This window comes from Sinorhizobium numidicum (assembly GCF_029892045.1).
Classification (GTDB): Bacteria; Pseudomonadota; Alphaproteobacteria; order Rhizobiales; family Rhizobiaceae; genus Sinorhizobium; species Sinorhizobium numidicum.
Map to the genome: position 1 here is coordinate 1,924,241 of NZ_CP120368.1, position 21,451 is coordinate 1,945,691.

Consider the following 21,451-nt stretch of genomic DNA (forward strand, 5'->3'; position numbering starts at 1 on the left):
CAGGAGGGCGCGCATTCACGCGGTCAAGGCATCACGTTGTCGCCGGGTTGGCTGAATCTGCCGCAAGGCGCATCATCCTTAAGCCGAAGAAAAGCGAGGCGGTCGCGACCACGCAGCCTATGCCGAAAACGGCAAGCATTGCACCTTTCAGTGCGGCATCGCTGGCGTGCTCGCCGAAGCCGCGGGCGTTTGCAACCAACCCGAAGAATGCGGCACCGATGGCGTAGCCCGCGGATTGCAAAGTTGGCAGAAGCGACGAGGTTTTGTCGCGTTCTGCCGCGGGAGACACCTCCATCAGAAGCTGGCTCAGAGTGCCCCAGCAGATACCGAAGCCGGCACCGATCGCAATTTGACCCGGAATAACCGCCCAGAAGCGACCGAAATTGACCGCAAGCGTCAGCGCTGCAAATCCGGCGCTGAGTAGCATGGGGCCGGTGCAGATCAGGGATTGACGAAAATCTTTGGATCGGAGGCTTGCGACGAGAATTGCAGTGACGCTCCAGGACATGGCCATGACGGCACTGGAGAATCCCGCCGTCGTTGGCCCGAGGTGCCAGAGACGCTCCAACACGTAGACGAGAAAGACCGAGCTGGACGCTTGCGCCACAGGCATCAGCAACACAACCCAGAGGCCCGCTGCGAGAGCGCTATTTGCCATGAACGCGCCTGACGGCAGGACGGGCTGGTAGGATCGCCGGTCGGTCTGCACCGTAACGTAAAGCATGGTCAATGCCGCAGCCAGCAGAGTGGCCATGCCAAGCTCATTCTCGACCCGGTTCGAAATCGAAATCAGCAGGATTCCGGCGCCGGTCGCCAGTACGCGCAAAACAGGTATCGGCGCCGCGCTCAAGTTTGCCCCGCCACGGCGCGGCACGATCGACAGCACAAGGATGATGAAGACCAGCGCTGCAGGTATGTTGACGAAGAACGCTGCCCTCCAGGACCAGTATTCCGTCAACGAGCCGGCAATCAGAGGCCCAGTGAAGGCCGCTGCAGCCCAAACGATCGCCTCCGCGCCGAACACTTTTGGTACAAGTCGCTTTGGAAAGAGCTCCGGTATCAGTGAGTAACAGGTCGCGGCGACGATCCCCTCGCCTAAGCCCTGGAAGATCCGGCCGGCTAGGACGGTGGGCATGTTCGCGGCAAAGGTGGCGATCAGTGTTCCGGTGCTGAAGACCACTGCCGCAGCAACGAGGCTGTTTCGTGCGCCAAATCGCAATTTCAGATTGGCGGCGAGAGTCCCGCCGAGGATCGCGAAGACCAGATAGAGCGTAAACGCCCAGGAGAGCAGTGCCGCTCCGCCGAATTCCGCGACTGCGGTTGGCAGGGACGTGGAGATGAAGAACTCGTTGAAGGCGAAAAGCGCTACACCCAGACAGAGCGTTGCGGTGGCAGCGAGACGTCCGGGACTCAGAATTTCTCGCCAGTCTTGCGCGCGTTCCTGTTCCACGCTGCCGTGTTTGTCGTCTTCTGCGGTCGAATTCATCGGCCTTGCTTCCTCGTCGATGTTCCTCGGAAGCGGAACTGTTAAGGCCTCAACCGCACTTGAGGTAAAGTCATTTTTTGCGCTGTATTGCGTTTTGTGGGTGGGCGTGCCGCGCCAGCAGGTCGAAAGCGGACTGGCGAAAAATCTGGCAATGCCGATTGGCTTTCTGCTATAAGGGCGGTTCGGATGTTTCGGACGGTTCCGGCGCTCACGCGCCGGGGGCCGTTTTCTTTTGCGTTGGCGCCGCCGAAAGGCGGCGCTGCGTGCTTAATGAAGGATAATGAAATGGTCGACAAAGTGCCGATGACTCAGGGTGGATTCGTCAACCTGCAGGAGGAGCTGCGCTGGCGCCAGCAGGAAGAACGCCCGCGAATCATCGAAGCGATCGCCGAGGCACGCGCCCATGGCGATTTGTCGGAAAACGCCGAATACCACGCTGCCAAGGAGGCTCAGAGCCACAATGAGGGCCGGGTCGCGGAACTCGAGGATTTGATCGCTCGGGCCGAAGTTATCGATCTTTCGAAGATGTCCGGTTCGAAGATCAAGTTCGGCGCCAAAGTAAAGCTCGTCGACGAGGATACCGAAGAAGAAAAGACGTATCAGATCGTCGGCGATCAGGAAGCCGACGTCAAAGCCGGCCGCATTTCCATCTCCTCCCCGATCGCTCGTGCGCTGATCGGCAAGGAAGTCGGAGACTCGATCGAAGTCAACGCACCCGGCGGCTCCAAAGCCTACGAGATCCTCGCCATTCATTGGGGCTGACCAGCCCAGGGGCCGTGCATATCACTCCGCCCCACCCTTTCCCCTGCGAGACAATTATCGCACGCGCGAGGAGAGCGCTGACGTGGCCGATATCCGGGACATTGAGGTCATTGCGCCGAATTTCAAACGCCGCCTGTCCGGGGTGACCTCAACGATCATTCAGCTTGTTCCGGTTCAACGCACGCTCGGTCAGAAGATTGCCGTTCTCGGCCCCGGGCTGCCGCCAACATTGCCATCCGTCCGGTTCCGCGACCTCATGCATCTGTGGAAGCCCCCGGCGGGGCGGCGCTGCCGGATATGGCATGCCCGACGCAATGTCGAGATGCTGCCGGCAATCATCCTCCGCGATCTGCTTCGCATGAAGATCAGGATCGTTTTCACCTCCGCCTCGCAGCGCCGGCATTCCGTTTGGAGCAAATTTCTCATTCGCCGAATGGACGCGGTGATTGCAACCAGCGGCAAAACGGCCGCCTACCTGCAGGTGCCGAATACGGTGATCCTGCACGGCATAGACACCGAGCGCTTCCATCCGCCAGCCTACAAGCTCCAGGCGAAGACCGCTGTCGGCCTCGATCCTTCGAAAAGGTTTGTCGGGTGTTTCGGGCGCGTGCGTCGTCAGAAGGGAACTGACCTCTTCGTCGACAGCATGATTGCCCTCCTGCCCGGCCGCCCCGACTGGTGTGCGGTCGTTGCCGGGCGCGCCACCGGGCCGCATCTTGCATTCGAGGTCGAACTGAAGGAGCGCGTCGCCAAGGCGGGGCTTGCCGATCGCATTCTCTTCGTCGGCGAACACACCAACATTCCCGATTGGTATCGCGCTCTTGACCTCTTTGTCGCGCCGCAGCGCTGGGAGGGCTTCGGTCTGACGCCGCTCGAGGCCATGGCAACCGGTGTGCCGGTGGTGGCAACCGATGTCGGCGCCTTTTCCGAGTTGATCTCCGAAGGTTCGGAGGAAACGGGGATCGTCGTTCCGGCTAACGATCTGAAGGCAATGGCCGACGGCGCGGCCGCGTTCATGGACGATTTGCCGCGACTTGCCGCCGCCGCCGCCAACGGTCTGGCGCGAACCTCGAAAAGCTTCGCCATTGAGGGGGAAGCCCGGGCGATCGGAGAGATCTACGAGCACCTGATGCGCTGACGCGTCAGCACCTGCCGGAGACTATCGCTTGGAGGCAAACAGCTTCGATAGGCGTCGGCAATCGCCTCTTTAGAGGCCTAATTGATCGATGCAATCGCCGAGATAGGCCTCCTCACTCAAGCAGATGATGAAGGCGGAAAGCGGAAGCTTTCGTTGAATGGCGGCGTCGCACGCGGCCCTAAATTTCTACCTGACACACGTCCTTCACCTGACGGATCGTCAGCATTGTCCGTACCGTATCGACGTTGTCGGTTGCAGTGAGCTCCTCAATAACGAAATCCTGGAAGCTCGCGAGGTTCTCGGCCACGCATTGAAGCAGAAAGTCCGACTCGCCGGATACCATCCAGGCCTCTCGAACAAGCCGCCATGAGGCCGTGCGGGCGGCGAAAGCCTTGAGATTGGCATCCGACTGGTGCTTGAGGCCGACCATGCAGAAAGCGACGAGGTCATAGCCGAGCGCCGACGCGTTCAGGAGGGCACGGTAGCCGCGAATGACGCCCGCTTCCTCGAGCTTGCGAACGCGCCGCAGGCAGGGAGGAGCTGAAATTCCCACCCGCTCGGCGAGTTCGACATTCGTCATCCGGCCGTTGCCCTGCAGTTCCCGCAGGATTTTCATATCGATGGCATCGAGCTCGACGCGCATGACCATTGCCAAATATCCCCATTTCCAGTCGGCCTTGGCGCATCAGGCCTTATTTTGTCCGCCAGTACAAATAGCCCGCTTGCACCGAAATCGCAGCTGCAGTCACCACTGCAATCCGCGATGTTCCCGATTCCTGGTTCAGCCGGCGAGCGGCCGACCCGGCCTCGCCTGAGCGGCTGCGTTCATGACGTGCGTAGCACGTAACCGAACGGTAAAACGAGAGTACTCGCGGTTGCATGCACAAAAACCTGCACAGCCTGGCGGTGGGAGCGGTCGTCGGGCGTCGCGACCATTTGCGCCGCCGCGGCACGCCGCGATCGCCCGTATCCATCAAAACGATGCAAAAATGCCCGATCTGGTGTCAAATTGCTGGTGCTGACGCAACCACTTGTGTGTATCAGGGGGCGCACCCTTGAAAGTGCGCGCTGTGAATACCTAAAGTAAGGCAATATTTTGCAGCATTGAACCAAACCGGATGATGCCGCCTGGCCCGCCGGCGAATTAAGGACAAGAGCATGACCGCCCGCCACACCAAAGTGCTGATCATCGGTTCCGGCCCTGCCGGCTACACCGCCGCCATCTACACGGCGCGTGCCATGCTTTCGCCGGTGCTGATCGCGGGCATGGAACAGGGCGGCCAATTGATGATCACCACCGATGTGGAGAACTACCCGGGCTACGCCGATCCGGTCCAGGGACCTTGGATGATGGAGCAGATGCTGAAGCAGGCGACGCATGTCGGTGCGGAGATCATCAATGACCTGGTCACCGATGTGGATCTCTCTATTCGCCCCTTTCGCATCAAGACGGACAGCGGCACGGACTGGACGGCCGATGCGCTGATCATCGCCACCGGTGCCAAGGCCAAATGGCTCGGCATCGAAACCGAGCCGACCTTCATGGGCTTCGGCGTGTCGGCCTGCGCCACATGCGACGGGTTCTTCTATCGCAACAAGGATGTTATCGTTGTCGGCGGCGGCAACTCCGCCGTGGAGGAGGCACTCTATCTTTCAAATCTGGCGAAGACGGTCACGGTCGTCCACCGCCGCGATGCGTTCCGGGCGGAGAAAATCCTGCAGGAGCGCCTTTTCGCCAAGCCGAATGTGAAGGTCATCTGGGATCACGAGGTGGTTGAATACCTCGGCACAGCTGCAAAGCCGCCTATGCCGGCGTCCGTCAACGGCGTGAAGCTGCGCAACACCAAGACCGGGGAAACCACGGAGATGGCGGCCGATGGTGTCTTCGTCGCCATCGGCCATGCGCCGGCGGTGGAGCTCTTCAAGGGCAAGCTTCGACAGAAGCCGAACGGCTATCTCTGGACCGCGCCCGATTCAACCGCGACCGACGTCGCCGGGGTCTTTGCTGCCGGCGACGTGACGGACGATGTCTATCGCCAGGCGGTTACGGCCGCCGGCATGGGTTGCATGGCCGCACTCGAGGCCGAGAAATATCTGGCGGGTCATATGCCCGTCGCAATTGCAGCCGAATAGAAGCTGCGAATCGGGGCCTGCGCCTTGAGGGCGCGGCCTCGCATGGGAACAGATGTATCAGCCGTGTCCGGAGGACGGAAGCCAGTTCCCCGGCGGGCGGTTTATGGGGGATTTCATGTCGCTAGACTGGGACAAACTGCGCATATTTCATGCGGCGGCCGAGGCCGGCTCGTTCACACATGCGGCAGACAAGCTCCATCTCTCGCAATCGGCAATCAGCCGGCAGGTCAGCTCGCTCGAACAGGATGTCGGCATCAAGCTGTTTCACCGCCATGCCCGCGGGCTGATTCTGACCGAACAGGGCGAAATGCTCTACCGCACCGCGCATGAAGTGCTGATGAAGCTCGAAAGCGTCAAGGCGCAGCTGAGCGAAACGACCGACAAGCCGAGCGGCAAGCTGCGTATCACGACCACGGTGGGGCTCGGCCAAGGCTGGCTGACCGACAAGATACAGGAGTTCATGGCGCTGCAGCCGGAAGTGCAGGTGCAGCTCATCCTCGACAACGAAGAGCTCGACGTAAACATGCGGCATGCCGATTGCGCCATCCGGCTGCGCCAGCCGCAGCAGTCGGACCTTATACAGCGCAAGCTCTTTACCGTTCACATGCATGTCTATGCCGCCCCCTCCTACATCAACAAATACGGAGAGCCGCAATCGGTCGAAGATCTGGACAATCATCGGATCATCACCTTTGGCGAGCCGGCGCCCAGTTATCTGCTGGACGTGAACTGGCTGGAGATTGCCGGACGGGATCCGGACACTCCGCGCATTTCCCATTTGCAGATCAACAGCCAGACTTCGATCAAGCGAGCCTGCCTGCTCGGCATCGGCGTTGCGATGCTTCCGGATTACATCGTGGGCCGCGATCCCGGACTGATTCAGCTTCCGATCAGCGCCGACATCCCCTCGTTCGACACATATTTCTGCTATCCGGACGAGATGAAGAACGCCGCGAAATTGAAAGTCTTCCGCGACTACATCGTTGCCAAGGCTCGCAATTGGAATTTTTAACCGCGCAATTGGCTGCTCGATTTCTGAGCAATTGCTCACATTGCATGTAATCGCTTGTTCTAAAACGATATTATTTTCTGGCGCGGAAGTTTTTTTGCAAAGCAATATCATGCGCGCCGCAAAAATGTGCAGGGATGCGCACATGGCATGGCTGTCATGCATATTAAATGATTGCTGCCAGCCCAAAAAAACAGCATACCACACCTAGCTGATGCATCTTGGTGGCTTCTCCTCCCAGTGCCACCGCAGCAGCTGTTCCCCTCTGGAGGTTCTAATTACCTTCACAACTACAAGGGCCCAAGTTTTTCTTGTGGCCCTCTTTTTTTGCCTGCGTTCGCGCACATCCCTCAGTTGCGAAAATCGTGGGTCGGCTATTGAAAGCCGCCTTTGCGCATCCCATATCATTTTTGGCTGATGCATCTGGCGGCTTTCTCCTCCCCAGCCGCTGCATCAGCTGTTCCCCTCTGGAGGTTTTGAAACCTTCACAACTGAAAGGGCCCAAGTTCTCTTGTGGCCCTCTTTTTTTACCCTGCTCAAATTCACGCGGTTGTGACTTGCATATCGATGAACATCGATACATGTATCGATAAAACGCGATATATCGAAATGGCGATGGATAGAGACGAAATTCTGAAAGCCTTGGCGCACCCGGCGCGGATAAACATTCTGACCTGGCTGAAGGAGCCGGAGGCGCATTTCTCCGGCCAGGAGCATCCGCTCGATTTGGGTGTTTGCGCGGGGCAGTTCGAGCGCTGCGGCCTGTCGCAGTCGACGGTGTCCTCACACTTGGCCGTGCTGCAGCGCGCCGGATTGGTGACGACGCGCCGTGTCGGCCAGTGGGTCTTCTACAAGCGCAACGAGGAAACGATCGCTGGTTTCCTGAAGGAAATCGGCAGCCTCTGACCTCCCTATTTCTCCTCCTCCCAGGTCTCAACCGAAAACGGAAAGGACACTTCATGGCTTCTCTCTTCGACCCGATCACCATCGGCGACATAGCCCTCAAAAGTCGTGTCGTGATGGCGCCGCTCACTCGGAACCGGTCTCCCGGAGCGGTGCCCAACACGCTCAACGCTACCTACTATGAGCAGCGGGCGTCCGCCGGGCTGCTCATCACGGAAGGGACGGCGATCACACATCAGGGTCAGGGTTATGCCGACGTACCCGGCCTCTATACGCCGGAAGCGCTTGAGGGCTGGCGCAAGGTGACCGACGCGGTCCATAAGGCGGGCGGCAAGATCGCCGTCCAGATGTGGCATGTCGGCCGGATTTCGCACACCTCGCTGCAGCCGGATGGCGGCAAGCCGGTTGCCCCGTCGGCTATCCGCGCCAAATCGAAGACCTACCTCGTCAACGAGGACGGAACGGGTAGTTTTGCCGAAACCTCGGAACCGCGGGCGTTGGAGCTGGCGGAGATTGCCGGGATTGTCGAGGATTATCGCAAGGCGGCGCGCGCTGCGCTCGATGCCGGTTTCGACGGCGTCGAGATCCATGCCGCCAACGGTTACCTGGTCGATCAGTTCCTGCGCTCCGGTTCCAACGAACGCACCGACGCCTATGGCGGCTCGATCGAAAACCGCGCCCGTTTCCTCTTCGAGGTGGTCGACGCTATCACCGAACAGGCTGGCTCGGGCCGGGTCGGCATCCGTATTTCGCCGGTCACTCCGGCCAACGACGCCTTCGATCCGGAGCCGCAACCGCTCTTCACCTATGTCGTGGAGAAGCTGGCCCGCTACCCGCTCGCCTACATCCACGTCATCGAAGGCGCGACCGGCGGCCCGCGCGACCACCAGCAGGGCGAGCGCCCCTTCGACTATGCGGCGCTTCGTGCCGTTTACACGGCGGCCGGCGGTAAGGCGGCGTGGATGACGAACAATGGTTACGATCGCGATCTGGCGATAATGGCCGTCGAAAGCGGCGAAACCGATCTGGTCGCGTTCGGCAAGCCGTTCATTGCCAATCCGGACCTCGTGCGCAGGCTGAAGGACAACGCTCCGCTTAACGCGCCGGATAACGCGACCTTTTATGGCGGCGACGCCCGGGGTTACACGGATTATCCGGTGCTCGAACAAGTCGCCTGAGATACCTGAGAGAAGAGAAAGGCCGCCGCACAAGCATGAATTGACCCCCGAAAGTTGGACATCCACTTTCAGGGGTCAATTCAGGCGGCGCGGGACCTTTTTGCATCGCGAATCATCTATTCTCGGCGGATGTTTGGTCCCCTGATCGAAAGATGGTCGCTGGAGCCGGACGGCGAGCCGATCGCCACCCGTTCGAGCCGGCTGTTGCCTGTCCGTTGGCGCGGCCTGCCGGCAATGCTCAAAATTGCGCGAATGGCGGAAGAAAAGTCCGGCGGTCGGTTGATGCGCTGGTGCGATGGCCATGGTGCAGCACGCGTCTTCGCGGAGGCCGGCGATGCCATTCTTCTTGAGCGTGCCGAAAGCCGGCGTTCACTCTTTCACCTGGCGATGACCGGCAGCGACGACGCGGCGACCAGGATCATCTGCCGCACCGTCGCCATGCTGCATGCCCCGCGTGCCACGCCCCTTCCCGAGCTTGTACCGCTCGATCGATGGTTCGAAGCTCTGGAACCGGCGGCACGCGCGCACGGAGGCATCTTCGAGATCTGTGCTGGCGCCGCAAGATTTCTCTTCACTGATCCGCATCCTCCGACCGTGCTGCACGGTGACATTCACCACGGGAACATCCTCGATTTCGGCGCGCGCGGTTGGCTCGCCATCGACCCAAAGGGACTCTACGGCGACCGAGGCTTCGATTACGCGAACCTTTTCTGCAATCCCGAACTGCCTGTCGTGACCGCGCCGGGGCGCCTGCAAAAGCAATTCGCGATCGTCCTGACGGAAGCGCGCCTCGAAGCGCCGCGACTTCTGCGGTGGATACTCGCCTACGCCGGTCTCTCGGCGGCCTGGTTTCTGCAAGACGGCGAAAGCGCTGAAAACAACTTGGTGGTGGCCGAGATTGCAGCCGCCGAGCTGAACCACTAGTCGTGAAGTGTACGATCACGAGCGCTGCTACGTGCAGGGGGAGACCACGCCGGAGAGCAACATGCAAATCAGCGATGAGCAAACCGGCACATGAAGGAGGTCGCATGAAATTCGGCCGCTACGTCGATCTCACCTCATGTACTTGATGCTCAAACCAGCTTTGCGAACTGACAGTCGCCTCGGCAGTTTTTCGTCCTCGACGAAGATGCTATGTATGCTTCCCTCGTTTGTCGCTGAGGAGCCGCATGGTCGAGCAAGGCAGGGCGGGCAGATGCCGCATCTGGGACGGCCGAATGGGACATCTGGTGCGCGCTGTCGCGGCCGCGCTGTCGATTTGCGCCTGCCTGGCCGCAGCTATCCCGCGCCCGGTCGAAGCCCGCACCGACGCGCCGGTCGTTCCGCGAAAATGCCTCTATTCGGGTTTCTCCGCGGCCAACCCGCTTGTTCCGCTTTGCATAACTCGTGAGAATTTTGCCCAGGATGTTTGCCGCATCATTGAGCACTATGCCGCGACGAACGACCTGCCGGCGCCGTTCTTTGCCCGCTTGATCTGGCGCGAGAGCCTGTTCCAGCCAGACGCCATCAGTCCAAAGGGCGCCGAGGGAATTGCCCAATTCATGCCGGGAACGGCAAAGCTGCGCGGCTTGGCCAACAGTTTCGATGCGGTCGCGGCCCTCGGAAAATCGGCCGAGTATCTGAGCGAACTCAATCTGCGCTACGGAAATCTCGGTTTTGCCGCAGCCGCCTACAATGCCGGCGAGGCTGGGTTGGAGCGCTTCCTGGAGACCGATTGGATCCCCTATGAAACGCGCGATTACGTGCGGGCGATCACTGCCCATCCGGTGGAGGATTGGAGAGACAACCCGCCGAAATCGCTCGACCTCGCGCTCGACAAGAACAGGAACTTCCTCGACGGATGCGTTGCGCTCGCCAGCACCCGAAGGCTGCGTGAGATCGTCGTCGCTGACGAGGCAAACTGGGCTCCTTGGGGCGTCCAAATGGCGGCGCATTACCAGAAATCCATAGCGCAGCGCTTGTTCCTGAACGCCGTGAAGAGGCTGCCGGCGCCAATCAATGGCGAAAAGGCGCTCCTTGTCCGCGAGCGCAACGGAAGCTTCGGAGCGAGAAGCCGCTACGCCGCCCGTATCGGCCGACAATCGCAAGCCGAGGCGAATGCGCTCTGCGCCGCCATTCGCAAGAGCGGCGGCGCGTGCCTCGTTTTCAAGAATTGACGGAAGTTTTCCGGTGCACGGCCGAGCGCCGCGCGTTTGTCCGATCTGAGGAATTATGCAACGGCAGCAGCGGACAACTGCGGAACTGGTTTCGGAGGACGGCAGCCGAGCGATGCGAGGGTGGTGCTGACGGCCTGGTCGATCGGCGTATGCGGCTCCTCGCCAAGTAATTTGATCAGCCGATCATTGCGCATTTCAAGTCCTTCTCGCCAGAGATAGCGCATCTCCCGGAGCTCGTTGAAGAAAGGCACAAAGGGGGAGGCGATCGCCAGGAGCCACCGGAGAAAGGACCGGACCTTGAGGTCCCCGCCTGCCGCACGGCTAATCTGTGCGATCATCTTCGTGCCGTCATCGTCGAGGAAGCCTCGCATATGTTAGACGGCGAAAGCCGGGAGTGTTTCGGCTCGCTCGATCAGACCGACCATCGGTTCCGCAACGTCGGGCAGATACGCCCATTGATGGCGATCCCTTTCGGCCGGGATAGGTGATCGACGTCAGTGGTTTGCCTGGCTTCACCAGCCCCTGGGAAAACCAGTTGTTTGCGGCGTTAGGACCGAAGAAATCCCCTACCCGCAGAATGATGACACCGGTACCTGCGTCAGACGCTGCCTTTAGCCGGCCCTCCATCTCCTTGCGGACCGCACCCTTGCTCGTCTTTGGGTTGTGCGGCGAATTCTCATGGAGAACCGGAAAGGCATCAGGCCCGAAGTTGTAGACTGGGCCGGCACGATGCGGGCGCCGACCGCGCTGGCTGCGGCGATGATGTTGTCAAATATCGGCAACACCAGCTTGCCCCAATTGCGATAGCCGGGCGGATCGACTGCATGGATCATGACCGCCGCGCCTTCAGCGACGTCCTCACGTCGGTCGCATTCATTGCGTCGCCCTGAATCCACTCGAAGGCCGGTGCCTTTCCGCCTTTTCGGCATTGCGGTCCAACATCCGGCAGTAGCGCCCGGCGCCGACCATGGTGCCGATATGATCCCGCTTGAGAAACGCTTCTTGCGCGCTTCCACGAATACAAAAGGGAGGCCCAGGTTAAACCAGGGCCTCCCTCAAATCTCTGTTCTGGACGAAGCTTCGCGCCCCGATCACTCCTCAGCGTCGGCCGGCGGCTCGGCTACGATGGCCTCGCCGGCGGTGACGATCTCTTCGATCTCGTCCTCGCCCTCCGGTTCGCTGATCCGCTCGACCGATACCACCTTCTCATCCTTGGCGGTCGAGAAAATCGTAACGCCCTTGGTGGCGCGGCTCGCCAACCGAATGCCGTCGACCGGCACGCGGATGAGCTGGCCGCCGTCTGAAACGAGCATGATCTGGTCGTTGTGCTCGACCGGGAAGGTCGCAACCAGTTCGCCGATTTCTGCCGTTTTCGAGGTATCGGTAGCGCGAATGCCCTTGCCGCCGCGGCCGGAGGTGCGGAAATCGTAGGACGAAGAGCGCTTGCCGAAGCCCTTCTCGGAGACCGTCAGCACGAATTGTTCGCGCGCTTTCAGTTCTTCGTAGCGCTCGTTGGACAGCTCGCCGCCGTCGATGACGTCTTCGCCGACAAGCGCAATTTCCTCTTCTTCACCGTTCGTGCGTCGTTCCGCTGCAGCACGCTTCAGATAGGCGGCACGTTCCCACGGTTCGGCTTCGACATGGCCGACAATCGCCATCGAGATGATGCGGTCGTCCTCGCCAAGAGAAATTCCGCGTACACCGATCGAGTTGCGACCGGCGAATACGCGCACGTCGGAGACGGGGAAGCGAATGCACTGGCCGAGCGCCGTCGTCAGCAGCACGTCGTCGAGCTCGGTGCAGGTGTCGACCGAGAGGATCTCGTCGCCCTCCTCGTCGAGCTTCATCGCGATCTTGCCATTGCGGTTGACCTGGATGAAATCCGACAGCTTGTTGCGCCGGACCGTGCCGCGCGTCGTCGAGAACATGACGTCCAGGTTCTCCCAGGTGGCTTCATCCTCGGGCAACGGCATGATCGTGGTGATGCGTTCGCCTGGCGCCAGCGGCAGCATGTTGATGAGCGCCTTGCCACGCGACTGCGGCGTGCCGATCGGCAGTCGCCAGACCTTCTCCTTGTAGACGATGCCGCGCGAGGAGAAGAACAGGACCGGCGTGTGGGTGTTGGCGACGAATAGCCGGGTAACGAAATCCTCGTCCCGCGTCGCCATGCCGGAACGGCCCTTGCCGCCGCGACGCTGCGCCCGATATGTCGTCAGGGGCACGCGCTTGATATAGCCGAGGTGGGAAACGGTGACGACCATGTCCTCCTGAGCGATCAGGTCCTCGTCTTCCATCTCCGGTCCGCCTTCGGCGATCTCGGTGCGGCGCGGCGTACCGAATTCGTCGCGGACTGCTTCCAGCTCCTGTTTGACGATTCCCATGATGCGCAGGCGCGAGGAGAGAATGTCGAGATAATCCTTGATCTCATCGCCGATCTTATTGAGCTCATCGCCGATTTCGTCGCGGCCGAGCGCGGTCAGGCGCTGCAGGCGCAGGTCGAGGATGGCGCGGGCCTGTTCTTCGGAAAGATTGTAGGTGTTGTCCTCGTTGATCCGGTGGCGTGGATCGTCGATCAGTCGGATCAGGGCGTCGACGTCATGGGCGGGCCAACGGCGGGTCATCAGCTGTTCGCGCGCCGTTTGCGGGTCGGGCGCCTGGCGAATGAGCTTGATCACCTCGTCGATATTGGCCACCGCGATGGCGAGGCCGACCAAGACATGCGCCCTCTCCCGCGCCTTGCGCAGCAGATATTTTGTTCGCCGGCTAACAACTTCCTCGCGGAACGAGACGAAGGCGCGCAGCATGTCGAGCAGAGTCATCTGCTCCGGCTTGCCGCCATTTAGCGCGACCATATTGCAGCCGAAGGAAGTCTGCAGCGGCGTGTAACGGTAGAGCTGGTTGAGGATGACCTCTGCGTTGGCGTCGCGTTTCAGTTCGATGACGACGCGATAGCCTTGCCGATCGGATTCGTCGCGCAGGTCCGAAATGCCTTCGATGCGCTTCTCGCGCACGAGCTCAGCCATCTTCTCGATCATCGTCGCCTTGTTCACCTGATAGGGAATTTCGGTGATGATGATTTGCTCGCGATCGCCGCGCATCGGTTCGATATGGGCGCGTCCGCGCATGATGACCGACCCGCGGCCGGTCTCATAGGCCTGGCGGATGCCGGCTCTGCCGAGGATCAGGGCGCCGGTCGGAAAATCCGGCCCGGGAATGATCTGCATCAGTTCCGCCAGCTCGATCGCCGGATTGTCGATGAGCGCGATGCAGCCGTTGATGACCTCGACGAGATTGTGCGGCGGGATATTGGTCGCCATGCCGACGGCAATACCGCCGGCGCCGTTGACGAGCAGGTTCGGAAACTTCGCCGGGACGACAACCGGCTCCTGCAGCGTTCCGTCGTAGTTGTCGCGAAAATCGACCGTTTCCTTGTCGAGATCGTCCAGCAGCGAATGCGCCGCCTTCTGCAGCCGGCACTCGGTATAGCGCTCTGCCGCCGGCGGATCACCGTCGACCGAGCCGAAATTGCCCTGCCCGTCGATCAGCGGCAGCCTCAGCGACCAGTTCTGCGCCATGCGCGCAAGGGCATCGTAAATCGCCATGTTGCCGTGCGGGTGGTATTTACCCATCACGTCACCGGTGACGCGGGCGCATTTGACGTATTTCTTGTTCCAGTCGATGCCGAGTTCGCTCATTCCGTAGAGGATGCGCCGATGAACCGGTTTCAGCCCGTCTCGCACATCTGGAAGCGCGCGGGAGACGATCACGCTCATGGCGTAATCGAGATAGGATCGCTGCATTTCCTCGATGATGGAAATCGGCTCGATGCCTGGCGGATTTTTTCCGCCGCCGGGAGTGGTTTGTTCAGTCAATGTTGATCACGATCTTTGTTCAGAATCAGACGGGTTTTTATAGCTGAATTAAGCTCTAAGCGCCAATTTTGGCAGGCGGTTGTGAACAGTCTTTTGCCGCCGGAAGGGGCTTTTCTAGGGCACGCATGCGCGAATCGGTGGGGCTTCGAAAGCGCCGTGTCGACGTCGGTCGGAGCTTCAGCAGGATCCGGGTTTAAGCCATTGCGAAGCACTTGGCTAGCGCCCCTTTTCAAGCACGCATGGCTTGCCTAACAATGCGGCCGCGCTACCGGAAAGGCCGGGGTGGATTCCGAGAGGGAACGGATGTTCAATATCGATCTCTTGATCAACGCGCTGACGACCCTGCTCGTCACGCTTGATCCGCCTGGCCTCGCACCGATCTTTCTAAGTCTTACCGTCGGAATGAGCCGGCAGGAACGTTTTCAGGTCGCGACGCGCGGCTCGCTGATCGCCTTTTTCATCCTTGCCGCCTTCGCCCTCTTCGGCAATGGCATCCTCGGCCTGCTCGGCATCTCGATTGGAGCTTTTCGCATTGCCGGCGGACTGCTGCTCTTCTGGATCTCTTTCGAGATGATCTTCGAAAGGCGCCAGGAGCGAAAGGAAAAGACCGGCGAAACGGCGGTGACCAAGGACCACATCCACAACATCGCAGTCTTTCCCCTTGCCCTGCCACTGATTGCGGGACCCGGCGCCATCTCTGCGACCATCCTTCTCGGCAGTTCGTTTCCCTCCGTGGTCGAGCGCGCCCAGCTTCTCGTCGTCATCGCGGCATCGATGGTGTTGCTGTTTCTGGCGCTCGTGATCTCCGAACGTATCGACCGTTTTCTCGGCGTCACGGGTCGGGCGATCCTCACACGCCTTCTCGGCGTGATCCTGGCGGCGCTGGCCGTGCAGTTCGTCCTCGATGGCGTTCGTTCTGCCTTCCTGGTCTAGATTCTCGCTTCAAAGCGGAGCACTGCCCTGAGGGAATGCACTTCAGGGCAACGCTGTCAGAAACGCCTCGACCACCTTTGCCGAGTTGGACGAGGCAAGGGCGAAGAATACACCCATCTCGTTTTCGCCGTCGCCGCCGCCGGCAAGGTCGGAGAGGCTGCGGAAAGCAATGAAGGGAATGCCGTTGCTGTAAGCGACGTGGGCAGTGGCGGCGCTCTCCATGTCGACAACCTTGGCTGCAAAGGTGTCGAAGGTGAACTCCCGGAATTTCGCATTATCGGCAAAGGTCTGCCCCGACACGCCATTGCCGCCGACGACGATGCGAGGTGGGCGGGCCAAACACTTTCCGGCGTCGGCGCAAACCTCGAGCGTCACTGTATCGGCGATCTTGCGGGCAATTTCGAGAAGCTTGCCGTCGACAGGAAACCAGAAGCGGTTTTCAGGCTCCTTGACGCCGTTGCGCAACACTTCCGTGTTTTTGGGGAAGATCATGCCGAAATTCGAAAAAGGCGTTTCGATGAAACCGGGTGGCGTGAATTTCCCTTCCGTCTCCCGCGCGAAGACGGATTCCAGATATTGCCCCCATTGTTCGCTGACCACGACATCGCCGATGTTGAGCGAGGGGTCGACGCCACCGGCAATGCCGGAGAAAACGATCGTGGTGATGTTGAAATGATCAATTGCCTGCTGCGTGGTCATCGCCGCATTGACCATGCTGATACCGCTCAGAAATAGAACGACCTCCTTGCCTTGCAGCCTGCCGGTCACGAAGCGGCGGCCGTTGACCACATGCTCTTTCGGCTGGTCGACGGCAGCTTTAAGCGTCTGCCATTCGGGGGCGAAAGCTGACATCACCGCGATGCGCGGCCGATCATCGAGAACGGTGGCGGCGCCTTGAACCTGTTGTGCCGTGAGCAGGCAGCCGAACGCCACGATAAGCAGTTTCATCAATCGCATGCGGAGTTCCTCGTTGGTGACATGGCGACGCAAGCAACAGGCGTGCCATTCCTGTGCCGCCATCTCTACCGGAGGCGTGAAACGGCAAAGCCGGCCCTTGGCCGGCCGGCTTCATCAATGGATCGGTCCCTGCCGCTGGTCTCCGCTGCCGAAAATATCCCTCAGCGACGGAACGACGGATCAGAACGGAATGTCGTCGTCGAGATCGCGCGAGAGATTGCCGCCTTGGTTCGACTGGCCGCCCGCGCGTCCGCCGCCGGAGGATTGCCGCGGCTGGTCGTATTCCTCATAGCCGCCGCCGAACTCGCCGCCACCGCGGCTGACGCCGGAGCCACCGCCCTCGCCGCGACCGTCGAGCATCGTCAGCGTCGAGTTGAAGCCTTGCAGCACCACTTCGGTCGAGTAGCGGTCGTTGCCGTTCTGGTCCTGCCATTTGCGGGTCTGAAGCTGGCCCTCGATGTAAAGCTTGGCGCCCTTCTTCACATATTGTTCGACCACCTTGCAGAGGCCTTCGTTGAAGACGACGACGGTGTGCCATTCGGTCTTCTCGCGGCGCTCTCCGCTGTTGCGGTCTCGCCATGTCTCCGAGGTGGCGATGCGCAGATTGGCGATCGGCCGGCCGTCCTGCGTGCGCCGGATTTCGGGGTCGGCCCCGACATTTCCGATCAAGATCACCTTGTTGACGCTACCAGCCATGTCGCTTTTCCCGTGCTTTCCGCCGAACTGACGTTCGAGTTTCCAATATATCAGAAAACGCATCTTAACGGCCAGTCGCGGCCGATACGCCCCCGCATCGCGCATAATCCACAACAGATTTCGCTAGCTTACGGCTGACATTTGTTCTTTTTTTGTTCTATAATTTCCCTATTATCCTGTCAACCGAATCGAATTGAGCCGCCTCTTTTGCGATTGCGCCTCGACACGGGCGCTGCCGTCATTACATAGGAGGCTTTCAACGACATGCAAAGCTGGCTTCCGATGAGCGAACTCAAGACCATCTCCATTCGCGGTGCGCGCGAGCACAATCTTAAAGGTATCGACCTTGATCTGCCGCGCAACAAGCTGATCGTGATGACCGGGCTTTCCGGTTCTGGCAAATCCTCGCTCGCGTTCGATACGATCTATGCGGAAGGTCAGCGCCGCTATGTCGAGAGCCTGTCTGCCTATGCCCGGCAGTTCCTCGAAATGATGCAGAAACCGGACGTCGATCAGATCGACGGCCTGTCGCCGGCGATCTCGATCGAACAGAAGACGACCTCGCGCAATCCGCGCTCGACGGTTGGAACGGTCACCGAGATCTACGACTATATGCGCCTTCTCTTCGCGCGTGTCGGCGTGCCTTATTCACCAGCGACCGGTCTGCCGATCGAGAGCCAGACCGTCAGCCAGATGGTCGATCGCGTGCTGGAATTCGGCGAAGGCACGCGCCTCTATATCCTCGCGCCGCTCGTGCGCGGCCGCAAGGGCGAGTACAAGAAGGAACTCGCCGAGCTGATGAAGAAAGGCTTCCAGCGGGTCAAGGTCGACGGCCAGTTCTACGAAATCGCCGACGTGCCGGCGCTCGACAAGAAGTACAAGCACGATATCGACGTGGTGGTCGACCGCGTCGTGGTGCGTCCAGATCTCGCCACCCGCCTTGCCGACAGCCTCGAGACCTGCCTGACGCTCGCCGACGGCCTTGCGATCGCCGAATTTGCCGACAGGCCGCTGCCGCCGGAAGAGACCTCCGCCGGCGGTTCTGCCAACAAATCGCTCAATGAGACCCATGAACGCGTATTGTTCTCGGAAAAATTCGCCTGCCCCGTTTCCGGCTTCACCATTTCGGAAATCGAGCCGCGGCTCTTCTCCTTCAACAATCCGTTCGGAGCTTGTCCGACCTGCGACGGCCTTGGCAGCCAAAAGAAGATCGACGAGGCGTTGATCGTCCCGGAGCCGCACAGAACCTTGCGGGATGGCGCCATCGCGCCGTGGGCGAAGTCGTCCTCACCCTATTACAACCAGACGCTGGAAGCGCTCGGCAAGGTCTTCGGATTCAAGCTCGGCAACCGCTGGAGTGAGCTTTCCGAGGAAGCGCAGAAGGCGATTTTGCACGGAACGGCGGAGAAGATCACCTTCCAATACCAGGACGGTGCGCGCTCCTATAACACGACGAAGACATTCGAAGGCATCGTGCCCAATCTAGAGCGGCGCTGGAAGGAGACCGACAGTGCCTGGGCGCGCGAGGAAATCGAGCGCTTCATGTCGGCGGCACCCTGCCCTGCCTGCGCCGGGTTCCGGCTGAAACCGGAGGCCCTCGCGGTCAAGATCAACAAGCTGCATATCGGCGAAGTCACGGATATGTCGATCCGTGTTGCCCGCGAATGGTTCGATGCCCTGCCCGAGCATCTCAGCACCAAGCAGAATGAGATTGCCGTGCGCATTCTCAAGGAGATCCGCGAGCGGCTGCGCTTCCTCAATGACGTCGGCCTCGAATATCTGAGCCTGTCGCGCAATTCCGGCACGCTGTCCGGCGGCGAGAGCCAGCGTATCCGGCTCGCCTCCCAGATCGGTTCCGGACTGACCGGCGTGCTCTATGTACTCGATGAGCCTTCGATCGGCCTGCATCAGCGCGACAATGCCCGTCTGCTCGACACGCTCCGCCATCTGCGCGACATCGGCAACACGGTTATCGTTGTCGAGCACGATGAGGATGCGATCCTGACGGCCGATTATGTCGTCGACATCGGTCCGGCGGCCGGCATCCATGGCGGCGAAATCGTCGCGGAAGGCAGCCCGTCCGATATCATGAGCAATCCCAATTCGCTGACCGGAAGATATCTCTCCGGCGAATTGGCCGTTGCCGTGCCGAGCGAACGACGAAAACCGAAAAAGAAAAAGGGAATCACGGTTGTAGGCGCGCGGGCTAACAATCTGAAAAATGTGACTGCCTCGATCCCGCTCGGTGTTTTCACGGCCGTCACCGGCGTTTCTGGCGGCGGCAAATCGACCTTCCTCGTCGAAACGCTGTACAGGGCGGCGGCGCGCCGCATCATGGGCGCACGCGAAAATCCCTCCGAGCACGACCGAATCGACGGTTTCGAGCATATCGACAAAGTCATCGATATCGATCAGTCGCCGATCGGCCGCACGCCCCGCTCGAATCCGGCGACCTATACCGGCGCCTTTACGCCGATTCGCGACTGGTTCGCGGGGCTGCCGGAGGCGAAGGCACGCGGCTATCAGCCGGGGCGCTTCTCGTTCAACGTCAAGGGCGGCCGCTGCGAGGCTTGTCAGGGCGACGGCGTCATCAAGATCGAGATGCACTTCCTGCCGGATGTCTATGTCACCTGCGATGTCTGCCACGGCAAGCGCTACAACCGCGAAACGCTCGACGTGCATTTCAAGGGCAAGTCGATCGCCGACGTGCTCGACATGACGGTCGAGGAAGGTGTCGAGTTCTTTGCCGCCGTCCCGGCCGTGCGCGACAAGCTCATCACGCTCAATCAGGTGGGCCTCGGCTATATCAAGGTCGGCCAGCAGGCGAACACGCTTTCCGGCGGCGAAGCCCAGCGCGTGAAGCTTGCCAAGGAATTGTCGAAACGCTCGACAGGGCGCACGCTCTATATTCTCGACGAGCCGACAACAGGCTTGCATTTCCACGACGTAGCGAAGCTGCTTGAAGTTTTGCATGAGCTCGTCAACCAGGGCAACTCGGTCGTGGTCATCGAGCACAATCTCGAAGTCATCAAAACGGCCGACTGGATCATCGACTTCGGCCCTGAAGGCGGCGATGGCGGCGGCGAGGTCATTGCCCAAGGCACGCCGGAAGACGTTGTGAAGGAGCCGCGTTCCTATACCGGGCATTTCCTGAAGGAGCTTCTGGAACGCCGGCCAATGAAGAAGGTCGAGGCTGCAGAATGAGCGCAGGCCTAAGACAATAGAGCGTCTGCGCCTCCGGTTCGAGCTATCTGGTGCATCGGCACTTCGGCTGGGTACGTTCAGGAAATGGGTCGCTGTTCGAATCCGCTTCGGTCAGAATGGCCATCAATTGCAAACCTCCGCCGGCAAATCACGCGGAACCAACAAGCAAGCGCGGCCAGAAGATGCGGCGGCCCCGAGGAGGAGACGATGACAAAATCCGGAAAGATCCGCGTCGGTATCGGCGGCTGGAGTTTCGAGCCTTGGGAAGGCACCTTCTATCCGTCCGACCTTCCGAAGAAGCGGCAATTGCAATTTGCCGGCATGGAACTGCGTGCGATCGAGATCAACAGCACCTATTACAGCTCGCAGAAGCCGGCGACCTTCGCCAAATGGGCGGCGGACGTTCCCGATGGTTTTGTCTTCTCGCTGAAAGCCAGCCGCTTCGTGACGAATCGCAGGGTTCTCGCCGAAGCCGGTGAATCGGTGGAGAGGTTCCTTACTCAAGGCCTGACGGAACTGGGCGATCATTTAGGCCCCATTCTCTGGCAGTTTGCGCCGACGAAGAGGTTCGAACCGGAAGACTTCGAAGCTTTTCTGAAGCTTCTGCCGGAAAAGCAGGATGGCCTGAAACTCCGGCACGTGGTCGAAGTTCGTAACCCCAGCTTCCAGGCGCCGGATTTCGTGAAACTGCTTGAGAAGCACAAGGCAGCGGTCGTACTCGCCGAACATGCGGACTATCCAATGATCGCCGATGTCACTGCAGACTTCGTCTATGCGCGCCTTCAAAAAGGCAGCGATGAGGTGAAGACCTGCTACCCTCCGAAGGAGCTCGATCTCTGGGCCGAACGATTGAAGACGTTTGCGGCGGGTGGCGAGCCGGACGACCTTGAAAAGAGCGCGCCGGACCGCAGGGCCGACAACACGCCTCGCGATGTCTTCGCCTTCTTTATCACCTCGGGCAAGGTCAATGCGCCGAATGGCGCGCGGGAATTGCAGAAGCGCGTGGACTGATCGATGCTCCGCC

Annotated in this window: 17 protein-coding genes; 11 read left to right on the forward strand and 6 right to left on the reverse strand. The window is 60.3% G+C overall.

Annotated features, from left to right (window positions below):
- Window positions 1-31 precede the first annotated feature (31 nt).
- Window positions 32-1,486 (reverse strand): MFS transporter, encoded by a 1,455-nt coding sequence (locus PYH37_RS20470; RefSeq protein ID WP_280733234.1) that lies wholly within the window; start codon window positions 1,484-1,486, stop codon window positions 32-34.
- 285 nt (window positions 1,487-1,771) lie between these two features.
- On the opposite strand from PYH37_RS20470, the gene greA reads away from it, so the two are divergent.
- On the forward strand, window positions 1,772-2,248 hold the full coding sequence (gene greA, locus PYH37_RS20475; protein ID WP_280733235.1) for a transcription elongation factor GreA: 477 nt from the start codon (window positions 1,772-1,774) through the stop codon (window positions 2,246-2,248).
- Window positions 2,249-2,330: 82 nt separating this feature from the next.
- On the forward strand, window positions 2,331-3,386 hold the full coding sequence (locus tag PYH37_RS20480; RefSeq protein WP_280733236.1) for a glycosyltransferase family 4 protein: 1,056 nt from the start codon (window positions 2,331-2,333) through the stop codon (window positions 3,384-3,386).
- A gap of 178 nt (window positions 3,387-3,564) precedes the next feature.
- Here the strand turns inward: PYH37_RS20480 and PYH37_RS20485 are convergent, their stop codons facing one another.
- On the reverse strand, window positions 3,565-4,035 hold the full coding sequence (locus tag PYH37_RS20485; protein ID WP_280733237.1) for an Lrp/AsnC family transcriptional regulator: 471 nt from the start codon (window positions 4,033-4,035) through the stop codon (window positions 3,565-3,567).
- A gap of 509 nt (window positions 4,036-4,544) precedes the next feature.
- Between PYH37_RS20485 and trxB the strand changes: the two genes are divergently transcribed.
- The 6 genes from trxB to PYH37_RS20515 all read left to right on the forward strand — a co-directional run bounded on the left by trxB (window position 4,545) and on the right by PYH37_RS20515 (window position 10,765).
- Window positions 4,545-5,519 carry a thioredoxin-disulfide reductase gene (trxB, locus tag PYH37_RS20490; RefSeq protein ID WP_280733238.1) on the forward strand — a complete coding sequence of 325 codons (975 nt, stop codon included), beginning with the start codon at window positions 4,545-4,547 and terminating at the stop codon, window positions 5,517-5,519.
- A 115-nt stretch (window positions 5,520-5,634) separates the two neighbouring features.
- Window positions 5,635-6,531 (forward strand): LysR family transcriptional regulator VtlR, encoded by an 897-nt coding sequence (locus PYH37_RS20495; RefSeq protein ID WP_342394659.1) that lies wholly within the window; start codon window positions 5,635-5,637, stop codon window positions 6,529-6,531.
- 612 nt (window positions 6,532-7,143) lie between these two features.
- On the forward strand, window positions 7,144-7,434 hold the full coding sequence (locus PYH37_RS20500) for an ArsR/SmtB family transcription factor (RefSeq protein WP_280733240.1): 291 nt from the start codon (window positions 7,144-7,146) through the stop codon (window positions 7,432-7,434).
- 53 nt (window positions 7,435-7,487) lie between these two features.
- A complete protein-coding gene (locus PYH37_RS20505) occupies window positions 7,488-8,609 on the forward strand; it encodes an alkene reductase (RefSeq protein WP_280733241.1) in 1,122 nt (373 codons plus the stop codon).
- Between the two features lie 129 nt (window positions 8,610-8,738).
- On the forward strand, window positions 8,739-9,533 hold the full coding sequence (locus PYH37_RS20510; protein ID WP_280733242.1) for an aminoglycoside phosphotransferase family protein: 795 nt from the start codon (window positions 8,739-8,741) through the stop codon (window positions 9,531-9,533).
- 245 nt (window positions 9,534-9,778) lie between these two features.
- Window positions 9,779-10,765 (forward strand): lytic transglycosylase domain-containing protein, encoded by a 987-nt coding sequence (locus PYH37_RS20515; RefSeq protein ID WP_280733243.1) that lies wholly within the window; start codon window positions 9,779-9,781, stop codon window positions 10,763-10,765.
- Window positions 10,766-10,818: 53 nt separating this feature from the next.
- Here the strand turns inward: PYH37_RS20515 and PYH37_RS32485 are convergent, their stop codons facing one another.
- Window positions 10,819-11,103: a Rossmann-fold NAD(P)-binding domain-containing protein gene (locus PYH37_RS32485; RefSeq protein WP_425336106.1), complete on the reverse strand. Its 285-nt coding sequence runs from the start codon at window positions 11,101-11,103 to the stop codon at window positions 10,819-10,821.
- Window positions 11,104-11,856: 753 nt separating this feature from the next.
- Window positions 11,857-14,637, reverse strand: a complete 2,781-nt coding sequence (gene gyrA, locus PYH37_RS20525) for a DNA gyrase subunit A (RefSeq protein WP_280733244.1) — start codon at window positions 14,635-14,637, stop codon at window positions 11,857-11,859.
- A 303-nt stretch (window positions 14,638-14,940) separates the two neighbouring features.
- Here gyrA and PYH37_RS20530 point away from each other — a divergent pair, with 303 nt between their 5' ends.
- Complete coding sequence (locus PYH37_RS20530) at window positions 14,941-15,570, forward strand: MarC family protein (protein ID WP_280733245.1); 630 nt, start codon at window positions 14,941-14,943, stop codon at window positions 15,568-15,570.
- A gap of 42 nt (window positions 15,571-15,612) precedes the next feature.
- Here PYH37_RS20530 and PYH37_RS20535 read toward each other — a convergent pair whose 3' ends face one another.
- A complete protein-coding gene (locus PYH37_RS20535) occupies window positions 15,613-16,527 on the reverse strand; it encodes a 5'-methylthioadenosine/S-adenosylhomocysteine nucleosidase (protein ID WP_280733246.1) in 915 nt (304 codons plus the stop codon).
- Between the two features lie 180 nt (window positions 16,528-16,707).
- Window positions 16,708-17,223: a single-stranded DNA-binding protein gene (locus PYH37_RS20540; protein ID WP_280733247.1), complete on the reverse strand. Its 516-nt coding sequence runs from the start codon at window positions 17,221-17,223 to the stop codon at window positions 16,708-16,710.
- A 282-nt stretch (window positions 17,224-17,505) separates the two neighbouring features.
- On the opposite strand from PYH37_RS20540, the gene uvrA reads away from it, so the two are divergent.
- Together uvrA and PYH37_RS20550 are read left to right on the forward strand one after the other, a co-directional pair.
- Window positions 17,506-20,427, forward strand: a complete 2,922-nt coding sequence (uvrA, locus tag PYH37_RS20545; protein WP_280736112.1) for an excinuclease ABC subunit UvrA — start codon at window positions 17,506-17,508, stop codon at window positions 20,425-20,427.
- A gap of 207 nt (window positions 20,428-20,634) precedes the next feature.
- Window positions 20,635-21,438, forward strand: coding sequence for a DUF72 domain-containing protein (locus tag PYH37_RS20550; RefSeq protein WP_280733248.1), 804 nt, complete (start codon window positions 20,635-20,637; stop codon window positions 21,436-21,438).
- Window positions 21,439-21,451: the final 13 nt, after the last annotated feature.

Bases quoted from the DNA above. Each gene is read 5' to 3' on its own strand.
- PYH37_RS20470 (WP_280733234.1), bottom strand. From the start codon at position 1,486: ATGAATTCGACCGCAGAAGACGACAAACACGGCAGCGTGGAACAGGAA.
- greA (WP_280733235.1), top strand. From the start codon at position 1,772: ATGGTCGACAAAGTGCCGATGACTCAGGGTGGATTCGTCAACCTGCAG.
- PYH37_RS20485 (WP_280733237.1), bottom strand. From the start codon at position 4,035: ATGGTCATGCGCGTCGAGCTCGATGCCATCGATATGAAAATCCTGCGG.
- trxB (WP_280733238.1), top strand. From the start codon at position 4,545: ATGACCGCCCGCCACACCAAAGTGCTGATCATCGGTTCCGGCCCTGCC.
- PYH37_RS20495 (WP_342394659.1), top strand. From the start codon at position 5,635: ATGTCGCTAGACTGGGACAAACTGCGCATATTTCATGCGGCGGCCGAG.
- PYH37_RS20500 (WP_280733240.1), top strand. From the start codon at position 7,144: ATGGATAGAGACGAAATTCTGAAAGCCTTGGCGCACCCGGCGCGGATA.
- PYH37_RS20505 (WP_280733241.1), top strand. From the start codon at position 7,488: ATGGCTTCTCTCTTCGACCCGATCACCATCGGCGACATAGCCCTCAAA.
- PYH37_RS20510 (WP_280733242.1), top strand. From the start codon at position 8,739: ATGTTTGGTCCCCTGATCGAAAGATGGTCGCTGGAGCCGGACGGCGAG.
- PYH37_RS20515 (WP_280733243.1), top strand. From the start codon at position 9,779: ATGGTCGAGCAAGGCAGGGCGGGCAGATGCCGCATCTGGGACGGCCGA.
- PYH37_RS32485 (WP_425336106.1), bottom strand. From the start codon at position 11,103: ATGATCGCACAGATTAGCCGTGCGGCAGGCGGGGACCTCAAGGTCCGG.
- PYH37_RS20530 (WP_280733245.1), top strand. From the start codon at position 14,941: ATGTTCAATATCGATCTCTTGATCAACGCGCTGACGACCCTGCTCGTC.
- PYH37_RS20535 (WP_280733246.1), bottom strand. From the start codon at position 16,527: ATGCGATTGATGAAACTGCTTATCGTGGCGTTCGGCTGCCTGCTCACG.
- PYH37_RS20540 (WP_280733247.1), bottom strand. From the start codon at position 17,223: ATGGCTGGTAGCGTCAACAAGGTGATCTTGATCGGAAATGTCGGGGCC.
- uvrA (WP_280736112.1), top strand. From the start codon at position 17,506: ATGAGCGAACTCAAGACCATCTCCATTCGCGGTGCGCGCGAGCACAAT.
- PYH37_RS20550 (WP_280733248.1), top strand. From the start codon at position 20,635: ATGACAAAATCCGGAAAGATCCGCGTCGGTATCGGCGGCTGGAGTTTC.